Origin of the sequence: Affinirhizobium lemnae (assembly GCF_022968395.1) — a bacterium.
Classification (GTDB): domain Bacteria; phylum Pseudomonadota; class Alphaproteobacteria; order Rhizobiales; family Rhizobiaceae; genus Neorhizobium; species Neorhizobium lemnae.
This window is the reverse complement of record NZ_JALJQZ010000036.1, coordinates 19,302-38,335: the sequence shown is the minus strand read 5'-3', so window position 1 is coordinate 38,335 and position 19,034 is coordinate 19,302. Positions and strand designations below refer to the sequence as shown.

At 56.8% G+C, this 19,034-nt stretch carries 20 protein-coding genes and 1 pseudogene; 5 read left to right on the top strand and 16 right to left on the bottom strand.

Annotated elements, in window-relative coordinates; genetic code table 11:
• The first annotated feature begins 85 nt into the window (after nt 1-85).
• A complete protein-coding gene (locus tag MUU53_RS18070) occupies nt 86-448 on the top strand; it encodes a group II intron maturase-specific domain-containing protein (protein ID WP_247262129.1) in 363 nt (120 codons plus the stop codon).
• A gap of 64 nt (nt 449-512) precedes the next feature.
• Nucleotides 513-983 (top strand): annotated as a pseudogene (locus MUU53_RS18065) (transposase); the annotation flags it as partial.
• Between the two features lie 323 nt (nt 984-1,306).
• On the opposite strand, the gene kduD reads toward MUU53_RS18065, so the two are convergent.
• The 5 genes from kduD to MUU53_RS18040 form a co-directional block, all read right to left on the bottom strand.
• The gene (gene kduD, locus MUU53_RS18060; RefSeq protein WP_247262125.1) at nt 1,307-2,059 is read right to left on the bottom strand and encodes a 2-dehydro-3-deoxy-D-gluconate 5-dehydrogenase KduD; all 753 of its coding nucleotides are present in this window, start codon (nt 2,057-2,059) and stop codon (nt 1,307-1,309) included.
• A gap of 1 nt (nt 2,060) precedes the next feature.
• The gene (kduI, locus tag MUU53_RS18055) at nt 2,061-2,909 is read right to left on the bottom strand and encodes a 5-dehydro-4-deoxy-D-glucuronate isomerase (RefSeq protein ID WP_247262124.1); all 849 of its coding nucleotides are present in this window, start codon (nt 2,907-2,909) and stop codon (nt 2,061-2,063) included.
• Between the two features lie 15 nt (nt 2,910-2,924).
• Nucleotides 2,925-3,596 carry a GntR family transcriptional regulator gene (locus MUU53_RS18050; RefSeq protein ID WP_247262123.1) on the bottom strand — a complete coding sequence of 224 codons (672 nt, stop codon included), beginning with the start codon at nt 3,594-3,596 and terminating at the stop codon, nt 2,925-2,927.
• A 95-nt stretch (nt 3,597-3,691) separates the two neighbouring features.
• Entirely contained in the window at nt 3,692-4,645 is a 954-nt protein-coding gene (locus tag MUU53_RS18045; protein ID WP_247262122.1) for an alpha/beta hydrolase family protein, read from the bottom strand.
• 94 nt (nt 4,646-4,739) lie between these two features.
• Nucleotides 4,740-5,654 carry a hydrogen peroxide-inducible genes activator gene (locus MUU53_RS18040; RefSeq protein WP_281435185.1) on the bottom strand — a complete coding sequence of 305 codons (915 nt, stop codon included), beginning with the start codon at nt 5,652-5,654 and terminating at the stop codon, nt 4,740-4,742.
• A gap of 89 nt (nt 5,655-5,743) precedes the next feature.
• On the opposite strand from MUU53_RS18040, the gene MUU53_RS18030 reads away from it, so the two are divergent.
• Nucleotides 5,744-5,908, top strand: coding sequence for an HP1242/YdcH family protein (locus MUU53_RS18030; RefSeq protein ID WP_082547289.1), 165 nt, complete (start codon nt 5,744-5,746; stop codon nt 5,906-5,908).
• 66 nt (nt 5,909-5,974) lie between these two features.
• Here MUU53_RS18030 and MUU53_RS18025 read toward each other — a convergent pair whose 3' ends face one another.
• The 8 genes from MUU53_RS18025 to MUU53_RS17990 form a co-directional block, all read right to left on the bottom strand.
• Nucleotides 5,975-6,337, bottom strand: coding sequence for a DUF423 domain-containing protein (locus MUU53_RS18025; protein ID WP_247262121.1), 363 nt, complete (start codon nt 6,335-6,337; stop codon nt 5,975-5,977).
• A complete protein-coding gene (locus tag MUU53_RS18020) occupies nt 6,337-6,738 on the bottom strand; it encodes a group II truncated hemoglobin (protein WP_247262120.1) in 402 nt (133 codons plus the stop codon). Before MUU53_RS18020 ends, MUU53_RS18025 begins: the two co-directional genes overlap by 1 nt.
• Nucleotides 6,739-6,821: 83 nt before the next feature.
• Nucleotides 6,822-7,004 (bottom strand): hypothetical protein, encoded by a 183-nt coding sequence (locus MUU53_RS18015; RefSeq protein ID WP_247262119.1) that lies wholly within the window; start codon nt 7,002-7,004, stop codon nt 6,822-6,824.
• Nucleotides 7,005-7,055: 51 nt separating this feature from the next.
• The gene (locus MUU53_RS18010) at nt 7,056-8,942 is read right to left on the bottom strand and encodes an ABC transporter ATP-binding protein (RefSeq protein ID WP_247262118.1); all 1,887 of its coding nucleotides are present in this window, start codon (nt 8,940-8,942) and stop codon (nt 7,056-7,058) included.
• A 10-nt stretch (nt 8,943-8,952) separates the two neighbouring features.
• A complete protein-coding gene (locus tag MUU53_RS18005) occupies nt 8,953-10,806 on the bottom strand; it encodes an ABC transporter ATP-binding protein (RefSeq protein ID WP_247262117.1) in 1,854 nt (617 codons plus the stop codon).
• Between the two features lie 291 nt (nt 10,807-11,097).
• Nucleotides 11,098-11,874 (bottom strand): ATP-binding cassette domain-containing protein, encoded by a 777-nt coding sequence (locus tag MUU53_RS18000; RefSeq protein ID WP_247262116.1) that lies wholly within the window; start codon nt 11,872-11,874, stop codon nt 11,098-11,100.
• Complete coding sequence (locus MUU53_RS17995) at nt 11,874-12,956, bottom strand: ABC transporter permease (RefSeq protein ID WP_247262115.1); 1,083 nt, start codon at nt 12,954-12,956, stop codon at nt 11,874-11,876. The genes MUU53_RS18000 and MUU53_RS17995 overlap by 1 nt, the downstream gene beginning before the upstream one ends.
• A 189-nt stretch (nt 12,957-13,145) precedes the next feature.
• Nucleotides 13,146-14,171 (bottom strand): sugar ABC transporter substrate-binding protein, encoded by a 1,026-nt coding sequence (locus MUU53_RS17990; RefSeq protein WP_062556262.1) that lies wholly within the window; start codon nt 14,169-14,171, stop codon nt 13,146-13,148.
• 217 nt (nt 14,172-14,388) lie between these two features.
• Between MUU53_RS17990 and MUU53_RS17985 the strand changes: the two genes are divergently transcribed.
• Nucleotides 14,389-15,621: an ROK family transcriptional regulator gene (locus tag MUU53_RS17985; protein WP_247262114.1), complete on the top strand. Its 1,233-nt coding sequence runs from the start codon at nt 14,389-14,391 to the stop codon at nt 15,619-15,621.
• A complete protein-coding gene (locus MUU53_RS17980) occupies nt 15,621-16,049 on the top strand; it encodes an RbsD/FucU family protein (protein WP_247262113.1) in 429 nt (142 codons plus the stop codon). The genes MUU53_RS17985 and MUU53_RS17980 overlap by 1 nt, the downstream gene beginning before the upstream one ends.
• A gap of 123 nt (nt 16,050-16,172) precedes the next feature.
• Here the strand turns inward: MUU53_RS17980 and MUU53_RS17975 are convergent, their stop codons facing one another.
• The 3 genes from MUU53_RS17975 to MUU53_RS17965 form a co-directional block, all read right to left on the bottom strand.
• Nucleotides 16,173-17,453 (bottom strand): TRAP transporter large permease, encoded by a 1,281-nt coding sequence (locus MUU53_RS17975; RefSeq protein ID WP_247262112.1) that lies wholly within the window; start codon nt 17,451-17,453, stop codon nt 16,173-16,175.
• On the bottom strand, nt 17,453-17,974 hold the full coding sequence (locus MUU53_RS17970) for a TRAP transporter small permease (RefSeq protein WP_247262111.1): 522 nt from the start codon (nt 17,972-17,974) through the stop codon (nt 17,453-17,455). The genes MUU53_RS17975 and MUU53_RS17970 overlap by 1 nt, the downstream gene beginning before the upstream one ends.
• Before the next feature lie 84 nt (nt 17,975-18,058).
• Nucleotides 18,059-18,994 (bottom strand): TRAP transporter substrate-binding protein, encoded by a 936-nt coding sequence (locus MUU53_RS17965; protein WP_377307231.1) that lies wholly within the window; start codon nt 18,992-18,994, stop codon nt 18,059-18,061.
• Nucleotides 18,995-19,034: the final 40 nt, after the last annotated feature.

Genomic DNA, 19,034 nt, shown 5'->3' with positions numbered 1-19,034 from the left:
TCTCCAAAATCAGCTTTGAATCCGATTTGCGCTCTTTTGGGAATCCCAATCCTTAAATCATCACCACGACCTAAATCGCCAATTGGTGGGATGGGCGGCGTTCTACAAGTTCACCGACTTCACAGCGTACGTCTTCCGGCGCATCGATCATGTAGTGTTCTGCAAAATGGCGCATTGGCTGGGACAAAAGTATCGATCTCGCATCAAACCCTTGATGCGGAAATGGGTCAGGGTCCCGGAACCGGGCAAAGCGAAAACCTGGTTCGTGTATGGTCGCAGTAAACGCGGTGACCCTGTCGGGAAAGCGCTGCAACGGCTTGTCTCAAGCCCCCAGGCGCAATTCCGGTGGCGCAATCCGGAGGGAAACCCATACATCTTCCGGCTTAAAGACCGCAGTACCGTCACGTCGCGCTACCACGACGTTGCTATGGCCATGGGCCAAGCTTGAACAGAGAGTCGTATGCGCTGAAAGGTGCACGTACGGTTCGGGGAGGAGAAGCGCATCTGCGCTTCTCACTCCACTGCCGATGCCTCGCGGCTTCGTCTATCTCTGCGCCGTCGTGGACTGGTTCAGCCGGAGGGTTCTATCGTGGCGGCTGTCGATCACCATGGAAGCAGCCTTCTGCATCGAAGCGGTCGAGGAGGCGCTGGCTCGCTGTGGAAAGCCGGACATATTCAACACAGATCAGGGACCGCAGTTCACCTCGATCAACTTCGCAGCGGTGCTGAAGAAAGCTGAGATTGCCGTCTCGATGGACGGCAAATGTGCGTGGCGCGACAACGTCTTCGTCGAGCGGCTCTGGCGTTCGATCAAATACGAGGAGGTCTACCTCCACGCCTACAAGACCGTATCTGAGGCCCGCTTCGGCATTGGCGGCTATCTGACCTTTTACAATAGCCAACGCCCACATTCATCCCTTGACCGGCAGACGCCGGATCAGGCCTACTTCAACGCGCTGGCACCAATGATGGTGGCGGCATAATCGAGGCGGAAATCCACTTAGCAAAACGCCCGAAACTGTTCAGACCGAGCCAGCTCTGCGCCCACGCCTGCCTTCGCAGCATTGTCCTCCCGTTGTCACAACGCCATCTCAATGCAATCAAGCCCGGCGCAATGGGATCGCACGAACTGCTACAAAACGCCGCACGGCACGACAACGTCTCATCCAAGTGAGATGACACTAAACAGCGTCAACTGCTCCGACCCGCGAGCTCAGTAGCCGTCACCAACAAAGCAAACCAACTGACATCGTCGACTAGAGTGGAAAGGGTGTGAACCCCTGAAGGGCTCACACCAAGGCATTCATTACCTTGCAAGCCAGCCGCCATCGACAGCCAATACCTGACCGGTCACATAGCCACTCGCTGGAGAGGCGAAAAACAAGGCTGCCGTATCCAGGTCGGAGGGCGTGCCCCATCGGCCTGCCGGAATGCGCTCCAGGATCGATCGGTTCCTGTTCGGGTCGTTTCTCAACGCTTCCGTATTGTCGGTATCCATATAGCCCGGTGCAATCGCGTTAACTGTTATCCCCTTGGCCGCCAGCTCATTGGCCATAAGCTTCGTCAGACCGGCAACCGCGTGCTTGCTCGATGTGTAGGACGCAACGCGAATGCCGCCCTGGAAGGACAGGAGCGAGGCAATGTTGATGATCCTGCCTGCGATACCCTTGTTGACCATATGCTTGACGACGGCCTGTGAGAGCCTGAAGGTGCTCTTCAGGTTGATATTCATGATGTCGTCCCAGTCCTGCTCCGAAAAATCGGTAAAATCCGCGCGACGAATCTGTCCCGCATTGTTCACCAGGATATCGATGTTGGCGGTTTCAGTCAGTGCTCTAACGACATCGGCAAGGCCTCCTGGATCGGTAAGATCATAAATGACTTCCTCGAAATTGCGTCCGGCGTCCGCGACCTTTCGGGCTGTCTCACTCATGGAACGAGAGCCTAGCACTATGATGTCGGCACCAGCATTGGCAAGTGCCAATGCCAGGCCTTGGCCCAGTCCTGTCCGCGCTCCGGTTACCAAGGCGCGCTTTCCACTCAGATCGAAGAGATTCATCTTACTTGAGCTCCTTCATCGGCACGAAGTCCATATCGGTGAAGGATTGGTTGTCACCGGCCATGCTCCAGATGAATGCGTAGGAGCCGGTACCCGAACCACAATGAATCGACCACGGAGGAGAAACGACGGCCTGTTCGTTGCGGATAATCAGATGGTTGGTCGCCTGAGGGCGACCCATCAGATGCACGACGAAGGCTTCTACCGGGATTTCGAAATACACATAGGCTTCCATACGCCGATCATGCAGGTGGGCTGGCATCGTGTTCCAGACGCTGCCTGGCTCCAGACGCGTGAGGCCCATCAGCAACTGGCAGGTCGGCAGGACCTTGGGGTGAATGTATTGATACAGCTTGCGCTTGTTGCAGGTCAGCTGATCGCCGAGATTGTTTTCAATCGCATCTGCCTTTGAAATGACGCGGGATGGGAAGCTTGCGTGAGCAGGTGCGCTATTAATGTAGAACTTTGCGGGTGCTGCAGGATCCGCGCTTTCGAATGAAATGTCCTTGATGCCCATTCCAAGATAAAGACCATCCTGAAAATCGACATCGTAGACAGTACCATCTGCGGTTACCTTGCCTTTGCCACCGATGTTGATCAGGCCTAACTCGCGACGCTCAAGCAGGAAGTCTGTGCCGACGACTTTTGCCAGTTCTGGGCCGATCCAGATGGGGCTTGATGCAGGCATGATGCCTGCAATCAACATTCGATCGTAGTGCGTGTAGGCTGCGTATATCTCACCGGCGACGAAAAGGCGTTCGATCATGAAGTTTTCACGTAGTTCCGCGCTCGTCATGCGCTCTGACTGCGAATAATGGACGGCATGTCGTGTCTCGATCGTGGTTGTCATAGGTATCACTCCCTTTTATTCAAAAATGTCCGGATGAGCCGCTTCCAAAGTCGGCAGGTCTTGTAGCAATTCGGACAGATGACTTTTCATTGCGGCTTCGGCTGCGTGGCTGTCGCGTGCATCAAGGGCGGCGACAATTGCCTTATGCTCTGCAAGAAGCTTCCGCAGCGCATCCCCCTTGCCCAAGGAAAGGCAGCAGGCACGATCGATGTGGGCCTTCAGGTCTTCTACAACCGTCCAGGCCATCATCAATCCCGCGCCATCTGCAAGCGTGCGGTGGAAGAGATCATCGTAGCGGCGAAATTCGGCGCGATCGCCACTCTCCACTGCGCGTTCCTGAGCCTTGAGGCAATCTTCCAGGCGTGTGCGCGCGTGGAAATGGAATGAACTGCAGGCCGATCTGATGACAGCCGTCTCGATCGCCTCGCGCACGAAGGCTGCCTGCATCAGCTTTGCGACGGAAATCTTTGCAATGACCGCGCCTCGCTGGGGCAGTATTTCAACCAGCCGGCTTTTTGAAAGTGCAATCAATGCTTCGCGGCCAGGCTGTCGAGAGGAGCCGTATCGCGAACCGATGTCTTGCTCGGACAGGCGAGAGCCGGGTGGCAGCGCGAGTGTGAGAATATCGCTTCGGAGTTGTCGCTCCACGCGCTGTGTCACGCTCTCGGATGGTGCTTTGACGGTCATAGGGCCAACTGTTTTAATGTCGTCACTTCCATACAATTTCATACGATGGCATTCAAGCGACTTTGTGGGTCATGTTTCGGTTCGCTGACTGGGCGCTATGGTGAGGAAGTCACAGGTTCAGGCACGCTGTAGAGATCATCTCTTACCGACGAGTGGAGTTCGCCATCCTGTAACCACTGTAGGGCTAGAGGCCAGAGCTTGTCGCGATAGCGGTCGTGGAAGAAGGCGAAGTGTCCGATTGCATTTTCACCAACGGTCGATGGCCTTAGCCGAAGATAGTACCGCTTCGAATTTTCATAGTAGTCCAACAAGCGCTTGGTGGCAGCAACGGTAGCGAACGGATCATCAATAGTGGCTATGGCGAGAATCGGCGCTGAAAGGCCGCGCATGTTTCGTTTCAGATCCATGGCAGCCGCTTCAGTGCGGTTGCGTGGTTTGCGTCTTATCGAGCGCTCGAAAGCCGGTCCCATCCTGCTCCAGTCGAGAGCGACACCGGCTGGCGTATCCTCCATCCAACCCAGTTTTTTCGCGGGAAAATAGCCGCAAAGCCTTGTCAGCAAGGGCATTACGACATGCCAGCGCCAGAGCATTGCCCATTTTTGCTCGTCCGCATAGTCGCGGTAATGGGCGAACTGGGCTCCGACCATAAGTGCCCGCTCAACCAGATGATTTGATGGCGCGAGCCCAAGTGCGAAGCCACCAATGGAATGAGCGACCGCGTGGATCCCGGCGTTGGGTGAAAGCTCGCGAATGTAGCGAAGAGCGCCTTCGAGATCCTTCTCGCCCCAGTCTGCCCAATCGGCATCGCAATCTTTCAAAGATGGTGGCCGCGATTCGCCGATACCTCGATAGTCATAGGTCAGAACGTTGTAGCCATGCTCGAACAAATATTGCGCAAAGCGCGCATAGTAACGGCAGCGCACGGACGTGGCGCAGGTTATGAGCACAAACGGTCTGTTTTCGGCGTCTCCAGAATGCCAAACGAAGCCGCCGAGCGAGTAGCTGTCAGTGGCTTCAAAGCGGACCGGCTGTCCCACCAAATCATGCATGCTTCATGTTCCTCATCTTCGGGATCATGAAGAGAAGTTCGAGCCGCCGCAATTCATCAAAAGTGTAGCCTCCTGCTGTATCGTGATCGCCCGTCTATTGGCGGAGCTTTTGCTGGGCGACCTCACGCGTACGACCGGCGAGTGTTTGGAAATGTGCGGATCTCGCGCTTGTTCTTCGCCAGAAGAAGCCGATTTCCCGATGGGCCGGCCAATCCGAAATCTCCTTCAGGACAACGCTTGGCTCCCTGATCATTTCAGACAAGGCGTATAATTCTGGAAACAATGACAGACCCATCTCGATGGATACCATCTGCCGCAGTGTATCGAGGCTGGTTCCCTCGTAATCTTCCGCCATGATGGCCCCGGATACGGTTGCCAGTTCGCGCACATTCTCCAGAAGTCGGTGGCCCTTGCCGAGTGTGAGGAGTGTTTCGCTCTTCAGATCCTTCAATGCGACCGTTTTTCTGTCTGCCAGCCTGTGCCTTGATGACACGCCCAGGAAAATTCGCTCCACGCAAATCTGTTCGAAAGCAAAGATGTCTTCATTCTGCGGCTTCTGACCAAGGGCGCAATCAATGGCTCCATTCAGAACCTGATCTTCCAGAAATGCGGGACGATCTTCCCGGACATGCAGCCGAAGTGTCGGATAGGCTTCATGCAACTGAGGCAATACTGAAGGCAGAAGATAGGGTCCGAAGGTTGGCACGACGCCGAGGCGGATGAGACCGCCCAGATTATCGCGTCCCGAGGTCGCGATGGCTACGATCTCGTCCAGCGTGGATAGAATGGTGCGCGCTGCGGCGGCAATCTGATGCCCAACGGGGGAGAGGGTAATTGCTCCGGGAGTGCGTTCGATAAGGCTCACATCCAGTTGCTTTTCCAGGAGCGCAAGCTGTACGGACAGCGTGGGTTGGGAGACATGGCAACGCTCGGCGGCGCGACCAAAGTGACGGGTAGCGTCTAGCGCTACGAGATACTCCAACTGGCGGTGTGTCGGTCTGAATGGCATATGATAGATGTCGTCTATCAAAGTCATTGTGTCAATGAATTGGAACTATCGTCGCATTTTTGTGATGCTGTGCGTCATTGGAGGTAACGATGACGCCGCTGTTGAAAGCCCTGAAGAATCGCTATTCGCTTATAGAGCGCAAGATTGAGCTGGAAACGAAGATGCCCCAGCCAGATCCACTTCGCATCATGGAGTTGAAGCGCATCAAAATGCAGATGCGAGACCAGATTACCTGGATGGAGCGTTCGCCGTAGTTGGGTGTGCAGGGATTTCTGATAAACTTTTATGTTTAAACGACAATTTGCTATCCAGCGAAATTCTCAGCTCGTTTCCTTGTAAAAGGCGCCAATGGCAATGAGAAGCCAACCAGCGATCATGCCGAGGCCACCCGTTGGCGCCGCCATAGGAAACAAGGCGCCATGGCCGAAATGGCGAGATAGCAGATCGCCAGCAAAGAGGATGGTTCCAATCGCCAGGACAAGAGCCGAAAGCTGCGCGGTCTTGAGCCGTGCTCCGGCAATCCAAAGCCCAAGAAGAACGGGCGCATGGGCAAGGCACATGGTGGAGGCAGAGCCGAGCAGGCGTGCGTCTTCACCATGACTTGCCGCAGCGGCAAGCATGACACCGGAAGCGCCCAGAAAGCCGCAAAGCATCAGAATGAGAGGACGCGTTCTCGCCAGCATTACGCCTGATCCTCTTCACGGTTTTGCATGTGGTGCGCCAGACGCTCGATCGGAGCCCAGATGATCTCGCGCAGTTTGGGGTTTTCGATTGTCTCTTCCATGGCCCGGGAGAAACACAACAGCCACTCGTCACGTTCTGCGGCGCCAATGGGTGCTCCAAAGTGTCGGGCCCTTAACCGGGGGTGGCCGTATTTTTCCACATAGACGGGCGGACCACCCAGATAGCCGGTGAGATAATCGTAGAGCTTGGCTTCGCTCCCTGAAAGGTCCGCGGGGTGAATTGCCCGACATCTTGCAGCTTCCGGCAACTCGTCCATGAGTTGATAGAATCGACGTGTGAGCCTGCGAACAGTGTCATCGCCGCCGATTGCTTCGTAAAGGGTGATGGTTTCGCCGCTCATCCGTTGGCCTTGCCTGCTAAAGTCTCCCTGAGGGGTAGCGGCAAGTAGGGCCAACTGCAAGCCGTCAATAAGCCGCGGGATGTCTACTCGGAACCCGCATCGACATCGCCAGACCTCTTGTCTGGAAGAGAACCGGTTCCCGGTGTCTTTTCATGATCAGTCAGATGCTTTTGTGCATGGGGTCCTGCGGCAGGCTTTGCGCTGCCGGATTTTGTTTCGGGTTTCGCCTGTTCTACGGCGGTCTGTGCCTTTTTGTCTTCGCTCATTGAGGGCTCTCCGTTTGCACTGAAAACGGAGAGGTCTTGCCGAAGTTCCGTTCAGGTCAATGCGCCTTTGTCGATCATGTCATCAGGAATATCATCGAAGGATGAGTAATTGAGGTTATAGAGCTTTGAATAGAGCTTCTCATTGCGCATCAGTTCGGCGTGGTTGCCGCTTTCGATCAGCTCTCCGTTTTGCAGAACGATGATACGGTCTGCCTCGCGAATGGTAGCCAGACGGTGAGCAATCACCAGTCCCGTGCGGCCTTCCAGAAGCTTGACCAGCGCCTTCTGGATCAGCATCTCGGTGTAACTGTCGATATTGGCGGTGGCCTCATCGAGCACGAGGATCTTTGCGTCCGCGACCAGCGCGCGGGCAAAGCTGATGAGTTGCCGCTGACCGAGTGATAGATTTCCGCCGCGTTGGCCAAGCAGGCTGTCATAGCCATCCGGCATCCGCATGATGAAATCATGGGCTCCGACAGCCGTAGCCGCCTCAATGACCTGCTCCCGGGTGGCATCCATCCTGTGGTAGCGGATGTTTTCCAGAACGGAGCCGGTAAACAGGAATGGCTCCTGAAGCACCATGGCAATCTGACGGCCGAGCGAGTCCTGTGTCAGATCTCTCACGTCGTGACCGCCCACGAGCACGCAACCTTGCTGAACATCGTAGAAGCGATGGATCAGCGACATGCAGCTGGATTTGCCGGAGCCGGTCGGCCCAACCAATGCAACCGTTTCACCGGGATTAACCCGGAAGCTGACATTCTTCAGCACCGGATGCTTGGGATTGTAGCCGAACACCACATCTCGGAATTCCACCGAGCCGTCCATATCCGGCGAAAGAACCTTGGCATCCGGCTTGTCCTGGATGTCGACTGATACATCCAGAACATCCGTCAGGCGCTGACCGGACGCCATGGCGCGCTGCATCACCGAGTATTGCAGCGTCAGGGACCGGATCGGATCGAAGAAGCGCTGGATGTAGAAGAGGAAGGCAACCATGACGCCTACATCGAGCGCCTGGTTGAGCACGCGTACGCCCCCCACGACAATCACCAGCGCCATGGCGATACCGGTTAGCGTATCGACAATCGGCACCATGACCTGCGCAAGCCGTGCTGCATGCAGGTGGGTACGCAGATTAGCCTTCGCCTTGTCGTCGAACAGCGTGAAGTTAACGTTCTGGCGATCCATGCCCTGCACGGCACGAACACCGTGAATGGCTTCCGCCAGAGCGCCGCTGGCAATAGAGTTCGTCTCATGCGCTGCCATGAAGGAGAGGCGTGCCTTGGGCAGCCAGAAGACGCGAACGACAAACAGAACCGGCAGTGCGGAGAGGGTCAACATTCCGAGACCGAAATCGAGGTAGAGCATGACCGCGACGATGCCGATCAGGAGCGTGATATCGCCGACCGAGAGCACGGAGGTTTCCAGGAACTCCTGCATGGAGTTCACATCTCCCTGCAGGCGTGACATCAGCCGTCCAACTTCCGTCTTGTCCATGAAGGACAGAGACACCCGCTGAAGGTGGGTGAACATGGCGCGGCGAATATAGAAAAGCACGTCTTCCGCCACATTGCCGACCAGCGTTTCCTGCGCATAGGAGGCGGCGTAATTGATAAGGATAGCGACCACAAAGGCGGCGAGTGCATAAAGCAGCACATTTCCCTCAGTGCCGGGCTGCATGCCATGATCGATTGCGTAGCGAATGATCAGCGGGATGATCAACTGCATGGCGGTGAAGGCCAGAACGGCAGCAACAGCGAGCCAGACCTTTCGCTGGTATGGCTCCACGAAAGCCCAGATGCGGCTTATAATGTTCTTGTCGAAGACCTTGCCGAAGATCTCCTCTTCGATCCGGTGAGAACCAACGACCGCGCGGGGCGGGCGGCGTCCGTCATCGCGGATGTCTGGGCGCTCTGTTTCCAGTTCCTCTGCCATCTCGTCCTCCTCAACCAGTCAGTGCGTCATCGTCAGGACGGATCTGCAAATCGTACAGCGCACGGTAGCGTCCATTCTGCGCCAGCAGTTCTTCATGGGTTCCCTGCTCGACGATGCGGCCCTCTTCCACGAACAGGATCTTGTCCGCATCCATCAGGGAACTCAGGCGATGTGCCACGACAATGGTGACCCGATCGCTGGCATAGCGGCGCATGGCGCTTCGAATGCGTTGCTCGGTCGCTGCGTCGATCGCTGCGGTTGAATCGTCGAACACCATCACGGCAGGCTTCAGCATCAGGGCGCGAGCGATGGAGAGACGTTGCCGCTGGCCGCCGGACAAGGAGACACCGCGTTCGCCCACGACCGTGCCATAGCTTGAGGGCAGGCCCAGCACATAATTGTGCAACTGTGCGCTTTCGCTTGCCTTGGCAATCCGGTTTTCATTGGCCCAGGGGTCGCCATAGGCAATGTTGTTCTCGATCGTGGTGGTGAACAGGAAGCTATCCTGTTGCACGACAACCACCGACCGACGCAGTGACTTCAACGAAACGTCCTTGATATCCTGTCCATCGATCGTGATGCGACCGGTATCAACGTCATAGAAACGCGGGATCAGGTGAGCGATGGTGGATTTGCCGCTGCCCGGGGGGCCGACGATACCAATGGTTTCGCCGCGTTTCGCCTCGAAACTGATGCCATTCAAGGTCGGGTTTTCGGGAGCGGAAGGATAGGCGAAGCGAACGTTTTCGAACCGCAAGGTTCCGTCTGAAACTATGAGGTCAGTCGCCTGTGGCGCGTCCTTGACTGCAACGTCCATGTCGAGCAGGCCGAAGAGACGGGCGCCACAGGTCGACGCGCGGGCAAAGGCGTTCACCATCAGGCCAAGCTGGCGCACCGGCATCTGCAGGATCGTCATGAAGGTCAGAAAGGATGCGAGCGTGCCAACCGTGATCTCGCCCGCAAGCACTTTTCCGCCGCCAACCCAGAGAACCAATCCCATGGAAATGAAGAAGGAAAGGTTCATGGCGCTGGTGTTGGCAACTCGGATGCCAACGCGCTGATGTGCCAGTTCGAGCGCATTTCTGGAAGCCGCATCGAACTTGGCCAGTTCATGATCCTGTGCTGCGAAAGCGCGGACAACGCGGATGCCGCCGAGATTTTCCTCCATGACCCGCGTTAACACCTGCAGGCGTTCCTGCAGATCCAGCCAGGTGGCGCGAAGCCGAAGCTGTGCAATGGATGACCGCCAGCCGACGAAAGGAACGAAACTGAGTGCCAGCAGTCCAAGAATGAAGTCTGTCGAGAGAAGAAGGTAGGCTCCAATGCCAATCAGCACGGAAAGCAGGATCATGCGTACCAATGCTGTCGAGAAATACATGCGCACGCCTTCGAGATCGAGAAGGCCGATGGTGATCAGATCACCGGAATGAACGCTGTCATGGAAACTGAAGGAGAGCCGCTGGATCTTCTCATAGCAGGCAAGACGTAGCTCGTAGCCGATGTGGTGGCCGACCGCTTCGCTGAAATAGTTCTGCACCATGGTGAACAGACCGCGCAGAATGCTGGCGCCGAGGAGAAGCAGCGCCGTCACGAGGAGCGCGTCCTGCGCATCCGTATTGCTGGAATCGCCTGCTACAATCCCCTGTGCCTGATCGATGGCATGACCCAGCAATTGTGGGATCATCAGCTGGAAGCCAGACGCCACGAAGGTGGCGCCGATGGCGAGTGTGGTCTGCCAGGGATGCCTCAGCGCCATGACCGTGATGCGGGTGATAATGGAGAGGCCCTTGCCCCATCCTGCGGCCTTGACATGCGCAAGCGATGCAGCCGGGCTCACGCCGCTGCCTGAAGAAACAGTCGTCACAGTAGCATTCCAACGATTATGGTTCCGCCGGCGTTGTCACCGGAGGAGCATTCAAAGGATGAGAAGGTCAGAACCAGGTATTCTTATGGAGACACACCACTAGAGTCCGATTCTTCCTATACCGGAAGCCACAGATTGAAAAATGCTAAAATTGGCAAAAGGACGGCACGTCTGACAGGTAGTTCAATTTTCAGACAATTTGTCAGAGGTGTTGCCGAAATATCATCTCAAGCAAAAGAAGGGCCGTGCTTGGGGTCAAGGCACGGCCCAGATAACTGGCGTCAGGAGATGTCAGGCTGCCAGCGGTTCCGGAGCTTTTGCACCGGTCATGAATGCGACTGCGTCGGACATGGAGTAGTCCTTCGGGTTAATAACCGTAAGGCGCTTGCCGAGCCGGTGGATATGGATGCGGTCGGCAACTTCGAAGACGTGCGGCATGTTGTGCGAGATCAGTACGATCGGAATACCGCGCGAGCGGACATCCAGAATGAGTTCAAGCACGCGGCGGCTTTCCTTGACGCCAAGTGCTGCCGTTGGCTCATCCAGAATGATGACCTTCGACCCGAAGGCTGCAGCACGGGCAACGGCTACGCCCTGACGCTGGCCCCCGGATAGTGTTTCCACCGCCTGGTTTATGTTCTGGATGGTCATCAGGCCGAGTTCCGAAAGCTTGTCACGGGCAAACTTTTCCATAGCCGGACGATCGAGCTTGCGGAAAACGCTACCCATGACGCCGGACTTTCGAATTTCGCGGCCGAGGAACATGTTGTCAGCGATCGACAGCGCCGGAGACAGGGCAAGGTTCTGGTAAACCGTTTCGATACCCGCCTTGCGCGCCTCTATCGGAGAGCGGAAGCTGACAGTCTTGCCCTCCAGTTTGATCTCGCCTTCATCGGAGTTGATGGCGCCGGAGATCGCTTTGATGAGAGAGGACTTGCCTGCGCCGTTATCGCCGATAACCGCCAGGATTTCGCCCGGATAGAGGTCGAAATCCGCATTGTCGAGGGCGGTCACCTTGCCATAGCGCTTGACCAGTCCGCGTGCCGAGAGAATGGGCTCCTGTGCCATTAGCCTGCTACCTTTCTGATCCACTGGTCGATTGCGACGGCTGCTATGATGAGAAGGCCGATCAACATGTAGGTCCATTGTGGATCGGTGCCGATGAGACGAAGTCCGAGCTGGAAAACGCCGACGATCAGAGCTCCAAAAAGCATTCCAAGGATCGAGCCTCGTCCGCCAAAGAGTGACAGGCCGCCGATGACCACGGCCGTGATGGATTCGATGTTTGCAAACTGGCCAGCTGTCGGAGAAACCGAACCGATACGGCCGATCAGAGCCCAGCCACCCAAGGCGCAGATGACGCCGGAGATCGTGTAGACGGAGATCAGCATCTTCTTGACGTTGACGCCTGCAAGTTCCGCAGCATCCGGATCATCGCCGACTGCATAGAGGTGACGTCCCCAGGCGGTGGAGTTCAGAACATACCAGAGGGCGCCGACGAGAAGCACCATGGCAATGACGCCGTAGGTGAAGACTGCACCGCCGACCTGGATGCTCTGTCCAAACAGCTGGAGAAGAGGCGCGTTTGCGGCCAGATCCTGCGAGCGGATGGTTTCGTTTGCCGAGTAGAGAAAATTCGATGCGAGAACGATCTGCCACATGCCCAGTGTGACAATAAAGGGCGGTAGTTTGATACGTGCGATCAAAAACCCGTTGATCAGGCCGCAGATCGCGCCGACCGCGAAGCCTGCGAGAATGGCCAGGGGAACGGGTACACCATAATGAATGGCGAACTGGCCCATCACGACGGAAGACAGCACCATGATTGCGCCGACCGACAGATCAATGCCGGCCGTCAGGATCACCAGCGTCTGTGCGGCGCCGATGATGCCGGTAATGGCCACCTGCTGTAGGATCAGCGTCATGGAAAAAGCTGAAAAGAACTTGGTGCCGAGTATCGAGCCGAAGATGATGACCGACATCAGAAGGACGAGCAGCGGAACGGCTGCCGGGTTTCCATGAAGGAAATGCTGAAACTTCTGGAGTGCGGTCTTATCGTGCGTATCGAACTGCGCAACCTGCGTCGAACTGCCTGAAAGCACTTTTTCATATTCGAGATGCGGCTTCGTGGCGGCTTGTGGCTCGCTCATGTTTTCCTCCCTAGGGCATCTTACCGGATGCGAGGGCCGGCATTCAGGTGACAAACCTCAGATCGCCGGCGATGGAAAATTCATTCTTCAATCGGAGAAGGTATTCAGCAAGGTTTTGTTGCCTGTTCTCTTTAAGTGAAGGGCGGCCGAAGCCGCCCCTTGATCTTTTTGATCAAGCAGGGAAGGGCATCAGCCCCAGCACTTCGCAGTGCCTTCCTTCGTATCGATCGAAGGAACGCCCTTGGCAGGCTTGTCGGTCACCAGGGAAACACCGGTGTCGAAAAAGTTCTTGCCTTCGGTCGGCTTGGGCTTCGTGCCGTCCTTTGCAAAGGCGGCAATCGCTTCAATGCCCTTCGATGCCATCAGCAGAGGATATTGCTGGGAGGTCGCGCCGATCACGCCTTCCTTGACGTTCTTGACGCCCGGGCAGCCGCCATCGACGGATACGATCAGAACGTCCTTCTGCTTGCCGACAGCCTTCAGCGCTTCATAAGCACCGGCGGCAGCGGGCTCGTTGATGGTGTGAACGACGTTGATGCTTGGATCCTTCTGGAGAAGATTTTCCATGGCTGTACGGCCGCCTTCTTCGTTACCATTGGTGATGTCGTGACCGACGATCCGTGGATCCTTTTCATCGCCGATGCGGTTGATATCGCCGACATCAATGCCGAAGCCCTTCATGAAGCCCTGGTTGCGCATGACGTCAACGGAGGGCTGTGCCGGTGTCAAGTTCAAGAACGCGATCTTTGCGGTCTTTGCCTTATCGCCCAGTGTTGCGGCAGCCCACTTGCCGATGAGTTCGCCAGCCAGCAGGTTATCCGTTGCGAAGGTTGCGTCAGCGGCGGAGATCGGGTCCAGCGGTGTATCGAGTGCGATGACCAGAACACCTGCCTTGCGGGCCTTTTCGACTGCGGGAACGATACCCTTGGTGTCGGAGGCTGTCAGAAGGATACCTTTTGCGCCGTCAGCAATGCAGGTTTCGATTGCAGCGACCTGGCTTTCGGAGTCGCCATCGATCTTACCGGCATAGGACTTCAGCGTCACGCCCAGTTCCTTGGCCTTTGCAGTCGCGCCTTCCTTCATCTTGACGAAGAAGGGGTTTGTATCCGTCTTGGTGATGAGGCATGCGGAAACGCCGGCTGCAGAGGCCGGTGCAGCAAAGGCAACGCCAAGAGCTAGTGTCGCAAATGCAGCGGTCAGAACGGTTTTCTTCATGGATCTTCCTCCCAGGTTAACTCAGTATCCGCGCGGCGGATTTTGTGCGGGCCTCGACCGGTTTCAAGCACCAGACGCCTCCTCCAAGCCGCCTGCCCGTGGCCCTCATAATGTCGAAACTTCTCATACTGTCAATAAATAAATCCAGTTGATTTATTAATTCTTGATCGATAGGTTGTGCTTTGAGGAGCTTGGGTGCCTTAAGGGAGGGGTGGCCATGACCGTCCATGACAACTCCAGCGACAGTATTGTTTTACCGCCTGCCGTAAGTTTCGCGGGCGGTTCCAATCAGGTGCGCGTGCGTGCGCACAACGAAAGATTGGTGTTGTCGCTCGTTCGACTGCATGGATCGCTGTCCAAGGCAGACATCACCAGAGCGAGCGGTCTCTCTGCTCAAACCGTTTCCGTTATTATGCGCGCCCTCGAAAACGATGGCCTCCTGCTGAGAGGCGAACCGGTTCGCGGGAAGGTGGGTCAGCCTTCCATTCCCATGCGCCTCAATCCCGACGCGGTCTTTTCCTTTGGGGTGAAAATCGGGCGGCGCAGCGCGGATGTCGTGCTGATGGATTTCATCGGGCGCATCCGCCACCAGTTCCGCCAGACTTATGCCTATCCGAAGCCTGATGAAATCATTGCGATCATCATGTCGGGGATCGAGTCGATTGAAGCCCGGCTGGATCGGGATACCTTGGCACGCATCGCCGGCATAGGGATTGCAGCACCTTTTGAGCTCTGGAACTGGGCTGAGGAGGTTGGCGCACCTCCAGGGGCCATGGATGAGTGGCTCGGTGTCGATCTCCAGGCCGAAATTGCTGCCCGCGTTCGCCATGCGGTTCATCTTCAGAACGATGCGACAAGCGCTTGTGGTGCTGAACTTGTTTTCGGCGTTGGGCCATCCTATCCCGATTTCGTCTATTTCTTCATCGGCTCCTTCATCGGCGGCGGCATTGTCCTGAATTCTGCGGTCTATTCCGGTCGAACGGGCACCGCAGGCGCGCTTGGTCCGCTGCCAGTGCGTGGCAAGAACGGTGAGAACCGGCAGCTTCTTGATATTGCGTCAATCTTCGTCCTCGAGAAACTGCTCCTCGACCAAAGCATAGATCCACAGCCCCTCTGGTATTCGGCTGACGATTGGGTGGACTTTGGCGCACCGCTGGAACTGTGGATCCGCGATACGGCGGAGGCACTTGCGCAGGCCATCGTTGCATCCGCCTCCGTCATCGATTTCGGTGCTGCCGTCATCGATGGCGGTTTTCCAGATTGGGTGCGCAAGCGTGTCGTGCAAGCAACGAGGGAGGCGGTCACCCGGCTCGACCTCCAGGGTGTCATCATTCCCGATATTCTCGAAGGTGCGGTGGGCGCTCAGGCACGTGCTATTGGTGGCGCAAGTCTTCCGATTTTCGCCCGCTACCTCATCGACCAGAATGTACTTTTCAAGGAGCTTGCCTGATGCTCAAGGGTCTCAATCCACTGCTCAGCCCTGAACTGCTCTTTACTTTGCGTGCCATGGGGCATGGGGATGAACTCGCGATTGTCGACGGCAATTATCCGGGCCTTGAACACGCACGGCGACTGGTGCGGCTGGACGGCCATCACCTGATTCCGGTCCTGGATGCAGTTCTGTCGATCCTGCCGATCGACGACTTTGTTCCCGAGGCAATCTTCCGCTCGACCGTCGGCAAGGACCGAGATGCACTCGATCCTGTGCACGAAGACATCATCGCCTGCTGCGGGCGGCATGAACCCAAGCAGTCTGTCGTCCCCTTGCTCGGCTCGGACTTCTATCCACGCGTGAAGGCGGCGCACACCGTCATCCAGACAAGCGAGCCTCGGCTTTATGCGAACGTCATTCTCAAGAAGGGTGTAATTTATCCTTGAGAGAGGCGGGTGGTGCCGTACCATCGTGGGGCGGACCTGCGGCAGTACCCGTACCTGTTCTGCATGCAAAAAGACCGGCGGATCGCTTCGTCGGTCAGGCTCTCGTGGCAGATTGGTGGCACTTCACCGGAACAGGCTGGGCAGCCACAGTGAGAGCGCGGGCACGTAGGTCACGAGCATGAGCACAGCGATGCTGGCGCCGAAGAACGGCCAGATGGTGCGCATGGCTTCGCGAATGGTGATTTTTCCGACGGCACAGGCAACGAACAGGACCGTGCCAACCGGAGGTGTGTTGAGGCCGATACCAGCATTGAGGATCATCACGACGCCGAAATGAACCGGATCGACCCCGAAGGCCTTCACGACCGGCAGAAGCACCGGCGTGGAGATAATGACCATCGGTGCCATGTCCATGAATGTGCCGAGGATCAGCAGGATTATGTTGATAACGAGGAGGACGATGATCGGATTGTCCGAGATCGTCGAAATCGCGCTGATCATCAACCCTTGCACCTGAAGGAAAGCCATCAGCCAGGCGAAAGAGGCGGCGGTTCCGATGACGAGGAGCACCATGGCCGTAGTGCGAACCGCACCCATGACCGCCTCGACAAAACCGTGCCAGTCGAGTTCACGATACACGAACATGGCCACAAGCAGTGCGTAGAGCACCGCGATGCAGGAGCTTTCAGTTGCCGTGAAAACACCGGAACGAACGCCACCGAAGATGATGGCGATCAACAGAATGCCCGGTGCCGAGGAGACGAAGAAATAAAGAACCTTCGCAAAGCCGGGGAAGGGTTCGGAGGGGTAGCCGCGCTGCTTGGCCACGAACCATGCCGTAAACATCAAGGCGGCGGCCAAAAGAAGGCCAGGAATGATGCCTGCTGTGAAAAGATCCGCCACCGATACATTGCCGCCAGCGGCGATCGAGTAGAGGATCATGTTGTGCGATGGCGGGATCATCAGGGCAATGATCGCGGCATTTGCGGTCACGTTCACGGCATAGCCACGGTCATAGCCGCGTGCGGCCATTTGCGGGATCATCAAACCACCGACAGCCGACGCATCCGCCACGGCAGAGCCTGAGATGCCGCCGAACAAGGTGGATGCCACCACGTTCACCTGTCCCAGACCGCCGCGCAGGTGGCCGACAATGCCGGCAGCGAAGCGGATGAGACGCGTGGCGATCCCGCCGCGCACCATCAGGTCTCCTGCAAAAATGAAGAACGGGATCGCCATCATTGCGAAGACGTTCATGCCAGAGTTCATCTGCTGGAAGATGACGATGGGCGGCAGGCCCATGTAGAGGATGGTGGCGAGTGAGGCGATACCCAAGCAGAAAGCGATGGGCATGCCGATCAGCATCAGCAGGGTGAAGGACCCGAACAGGATCGTATAGGCCATTATGCTGCCTCCAGAACTTCAGTGTCGGCAGCGGGCTCCAGATCGAGTGCGATGTCGATAAAGCGTTCAAGGCCGAAAAGAGCGATCATTGCGCCACCCACGATCAAGGGGAAAAAGTCGACGCCACCGGGCCAGCCCAGAACGGGAATGGTTGCACCCCAGGTGCCTGCAGAAAGCTGGACGCCATAGTAAACCATGGCGGCGCCAAAGAAGGCGACGAGCCCGAGGCTTACCAGATCCATCAGGCGCTGGATCGAGCGGGGCATGGCGTAGCGAACGATATCGAGGCCGAGATGTACGCTCTCGCGCACGCCAACCGCGGCGCCCAGCATGATGAACCAGAGCATCAGATGCAGCGAAAGCGGTTCCGACCAACTGGGAGAATCGTTCAGAACATACCGCGCAAAGACCTGCCAGCCGACGATGAATGTCATCACCACGATGCCGGTCCCGGCGATGTAGAGCGAAAGCCGGCTTAAGGCGGCCAAAAACGGGCGGATGCCCAGCATGAATTTTCTCATTTCCCCGAATTCCTTCTGCGCTACTGTGAGATCAGGCGCATTGAAAAAGCCGGCCCCTTCTGGAGCCGGCTTGCAATCGTCAACTTATTTGACGTCCTGAATGCGTGTCAGGAGATCCTTCAGCTTCGCATCGGTCACGAACTTGTCGTAGACGGGCTTCATGGCAGCAGAGAACTCGCTCTTGTCTACCTTGATCACGTTCACGCCACCGGCACGAACCTTCTCTTCGGAGACCTTTTCGCGCGCGCTCCAGAGCTCACGCATCTTGGCGACCGATTCCTTGGCTGCCGCCTTGATGATCTTCTGGTCTTCCGGCTTCAGCTTGTCCCAGGAGATCTTGGACATGACTAGGATTTCCGGGTTCAGCGAGTGTTCCGTCAGCGTATAGTTCTTCGCGACTTCGTAGTGACGGGCTGATTCGTAGGATGGCCAGTTGTTTTCCGCACCATCGACCACGCCGGTCTCCAGCGAGGAATAGACTTCGCCCATCGGCATCGGCGTCGGGTTGGCGCCGAAGGCCTGCATCATGGCGATCCAGAGGTCAGACTGCTGAACGCGGATCTTCAGGCCCTTGAGATCGGAAAGCTTCTGGATCGGCTTCTTCGTCGTGTAGAAAGAGCGCGCACCGGAATCGTAATAGGCAAGACCAACGAGACCATGCGGTTCGAAGGCCTTTAGGATTTCCTCGCCGATCGGGCCGTCTACCGTCTTGTGCATGTGTTCCGTCGAGCGGAACAGGAACGGCATGCCGAGCACGACCGTTTCCTTGACGAGGTTGTTGAACGGTGCCGCGTTGACACGGTTGATATCGATCACGCCGAAGCGAGTCTGCTCGATCGTATCTTTCTCGCTACCGAGAACGGAATTGTTCATGACCTGAATGTTGATGCGGCCATTGGTGCGCTCGGAAACGAGCTTGCCCATGTATTTCACCGCATCTACGGTCGGATAACCATCTGGGTGAATGTCAGCCGAGCGCAGTGTGATCTGCTGCCCATGTGCGGCCAGTGCCGTGCTCATGGCAAAGCCAATTGCGAGGCCAAGAATCTTGGTCAGTTTC

Bases quoted from the DNA above. Each gene is read 5' to 3' on its own strand.
- kduD (WP_247262125.1), bottom strand. From the start codon at position 2,059: ATGAATCTCTTCGATCTGAGTGGAAAGCGCGCCTTGGTAACCGGAGCG.
- kduI (WP_247262124.1), bottom strand. From the start codon at position 2,909: ATGACAACCACGATCGAGACACGACATGCCGTCCATTATTCGCAGTCA.
- MUU53_RS18050 (WP_247262123.1), bottom strand. From the start codon at position 3,596: ATGACCGTCAAAGCACCATCCGAGAGCGTGACACAGCGCGTGGAGCGA.
- MUU53_RS18045 (WP_247262122.1), bottom strand. From the start codon at position 4,645: ATGCATGATTTGGTGGGACAGCCGGTCCGCTTTGAAGCCACTGACAGC.
- MUU53_RS18040 (WP_281435185.1), bottom strand. From the start codon at position 5,654: ATGCCATTCAGACCGACACACCGCCAGTTGGAGTATCTCGTAGCGCTA.
- MUU53_RS18030 (WP_082547289.1), top strand. From the start codon at position 5,744: ATGACGCCGCTGTTGAAAGCCCTGAAGAATCGCTATTCGCTTATAGAG.
- MUU53_RS18025 (WP_247262121.1), bottom strand. From the start codon at position 6,337: ATGCTGGCGAGAACGCGTCCTCTCATTCTGATGCTTTGCGGCTTTCTG.
- MUU53_RS18020 (WP_247262120.1), bottom strand. From the start codon at position 6,738: ATGAGCGGCGAAACCATCACCCTTTACGAAGCAATCGGCGGCGATGAC.
- MUU53_RS18015 (WP_247262119.1), bottom strand. From the start codon at position 7,004: ATGAGCGAAGACAAAAAGGCACAGACCGCCGTAGAACAGGCGAAACCC.
- MUU53_RS18010 (WP_247262118.1), bottom strand. From the start codon at position 8,942: ATGGCAGAGGAACTGGAAACAGAGCGCCCAGACATCCGCGATGACGGA.
- MUU53_RS18000 (WP_247262116.1), bottom strand. From the start codon at position 11,874: ATGGCACAGGAGCCCATTCTCTCGGCACGCGGACTGGTCAAGCGCTAT.
- MUU53_RS17995 (WP_247262115.1), bottom strand. From the start codon at position 12,956: ATGAGCGAGCCACAAGCCGCCACGAAGCCGCATCTCGAATATGAAAAA.
- MUU53_RS17990 (WP_062556262.1), bottom strand. From the start codon at position 14,171: ATGAAGAAAACCGTTCTGACCGCTGCATTTGCGACACTAGCTCTTGGC.
- MUU53_RS17985 (WP_247262114.1), top strand. From the start codon at position 14,389: ATGACCGTCCATGACAACTCCAGCGACAGTATTGTTTTACCGCCTGCC.
- MUU53_RS17980 (WP_247262113.1), top strand. From the start codon at position 15,621: ATGCTCAAGGGTCTCAATCCACTGCTCAGCCCTGAACTGCTCTTTACT.
- MUU53_RS17975 (WP_247262112.1), bottom strand. From the start codon at position 17,453: ATGGCCTATACGATCCTGTTCGGGTCCTTCACCCTGCTGATGCTGATC.
- MUU53_RS17970 (WP_247262111.1), bottom strand. From the start codon at position 17,974: ATGAGAAAATTCATGCTGGGCATCCGCCCGTTTTTGGCCGCCTTAAGC.
- MUU53_RS17965 (WP_377307231.1), bottom strand. From the start codon at position 18,994: ATGAGCACGGCACTGGCCGCACATGGGCAGCAGATCACACTGCGCTCG.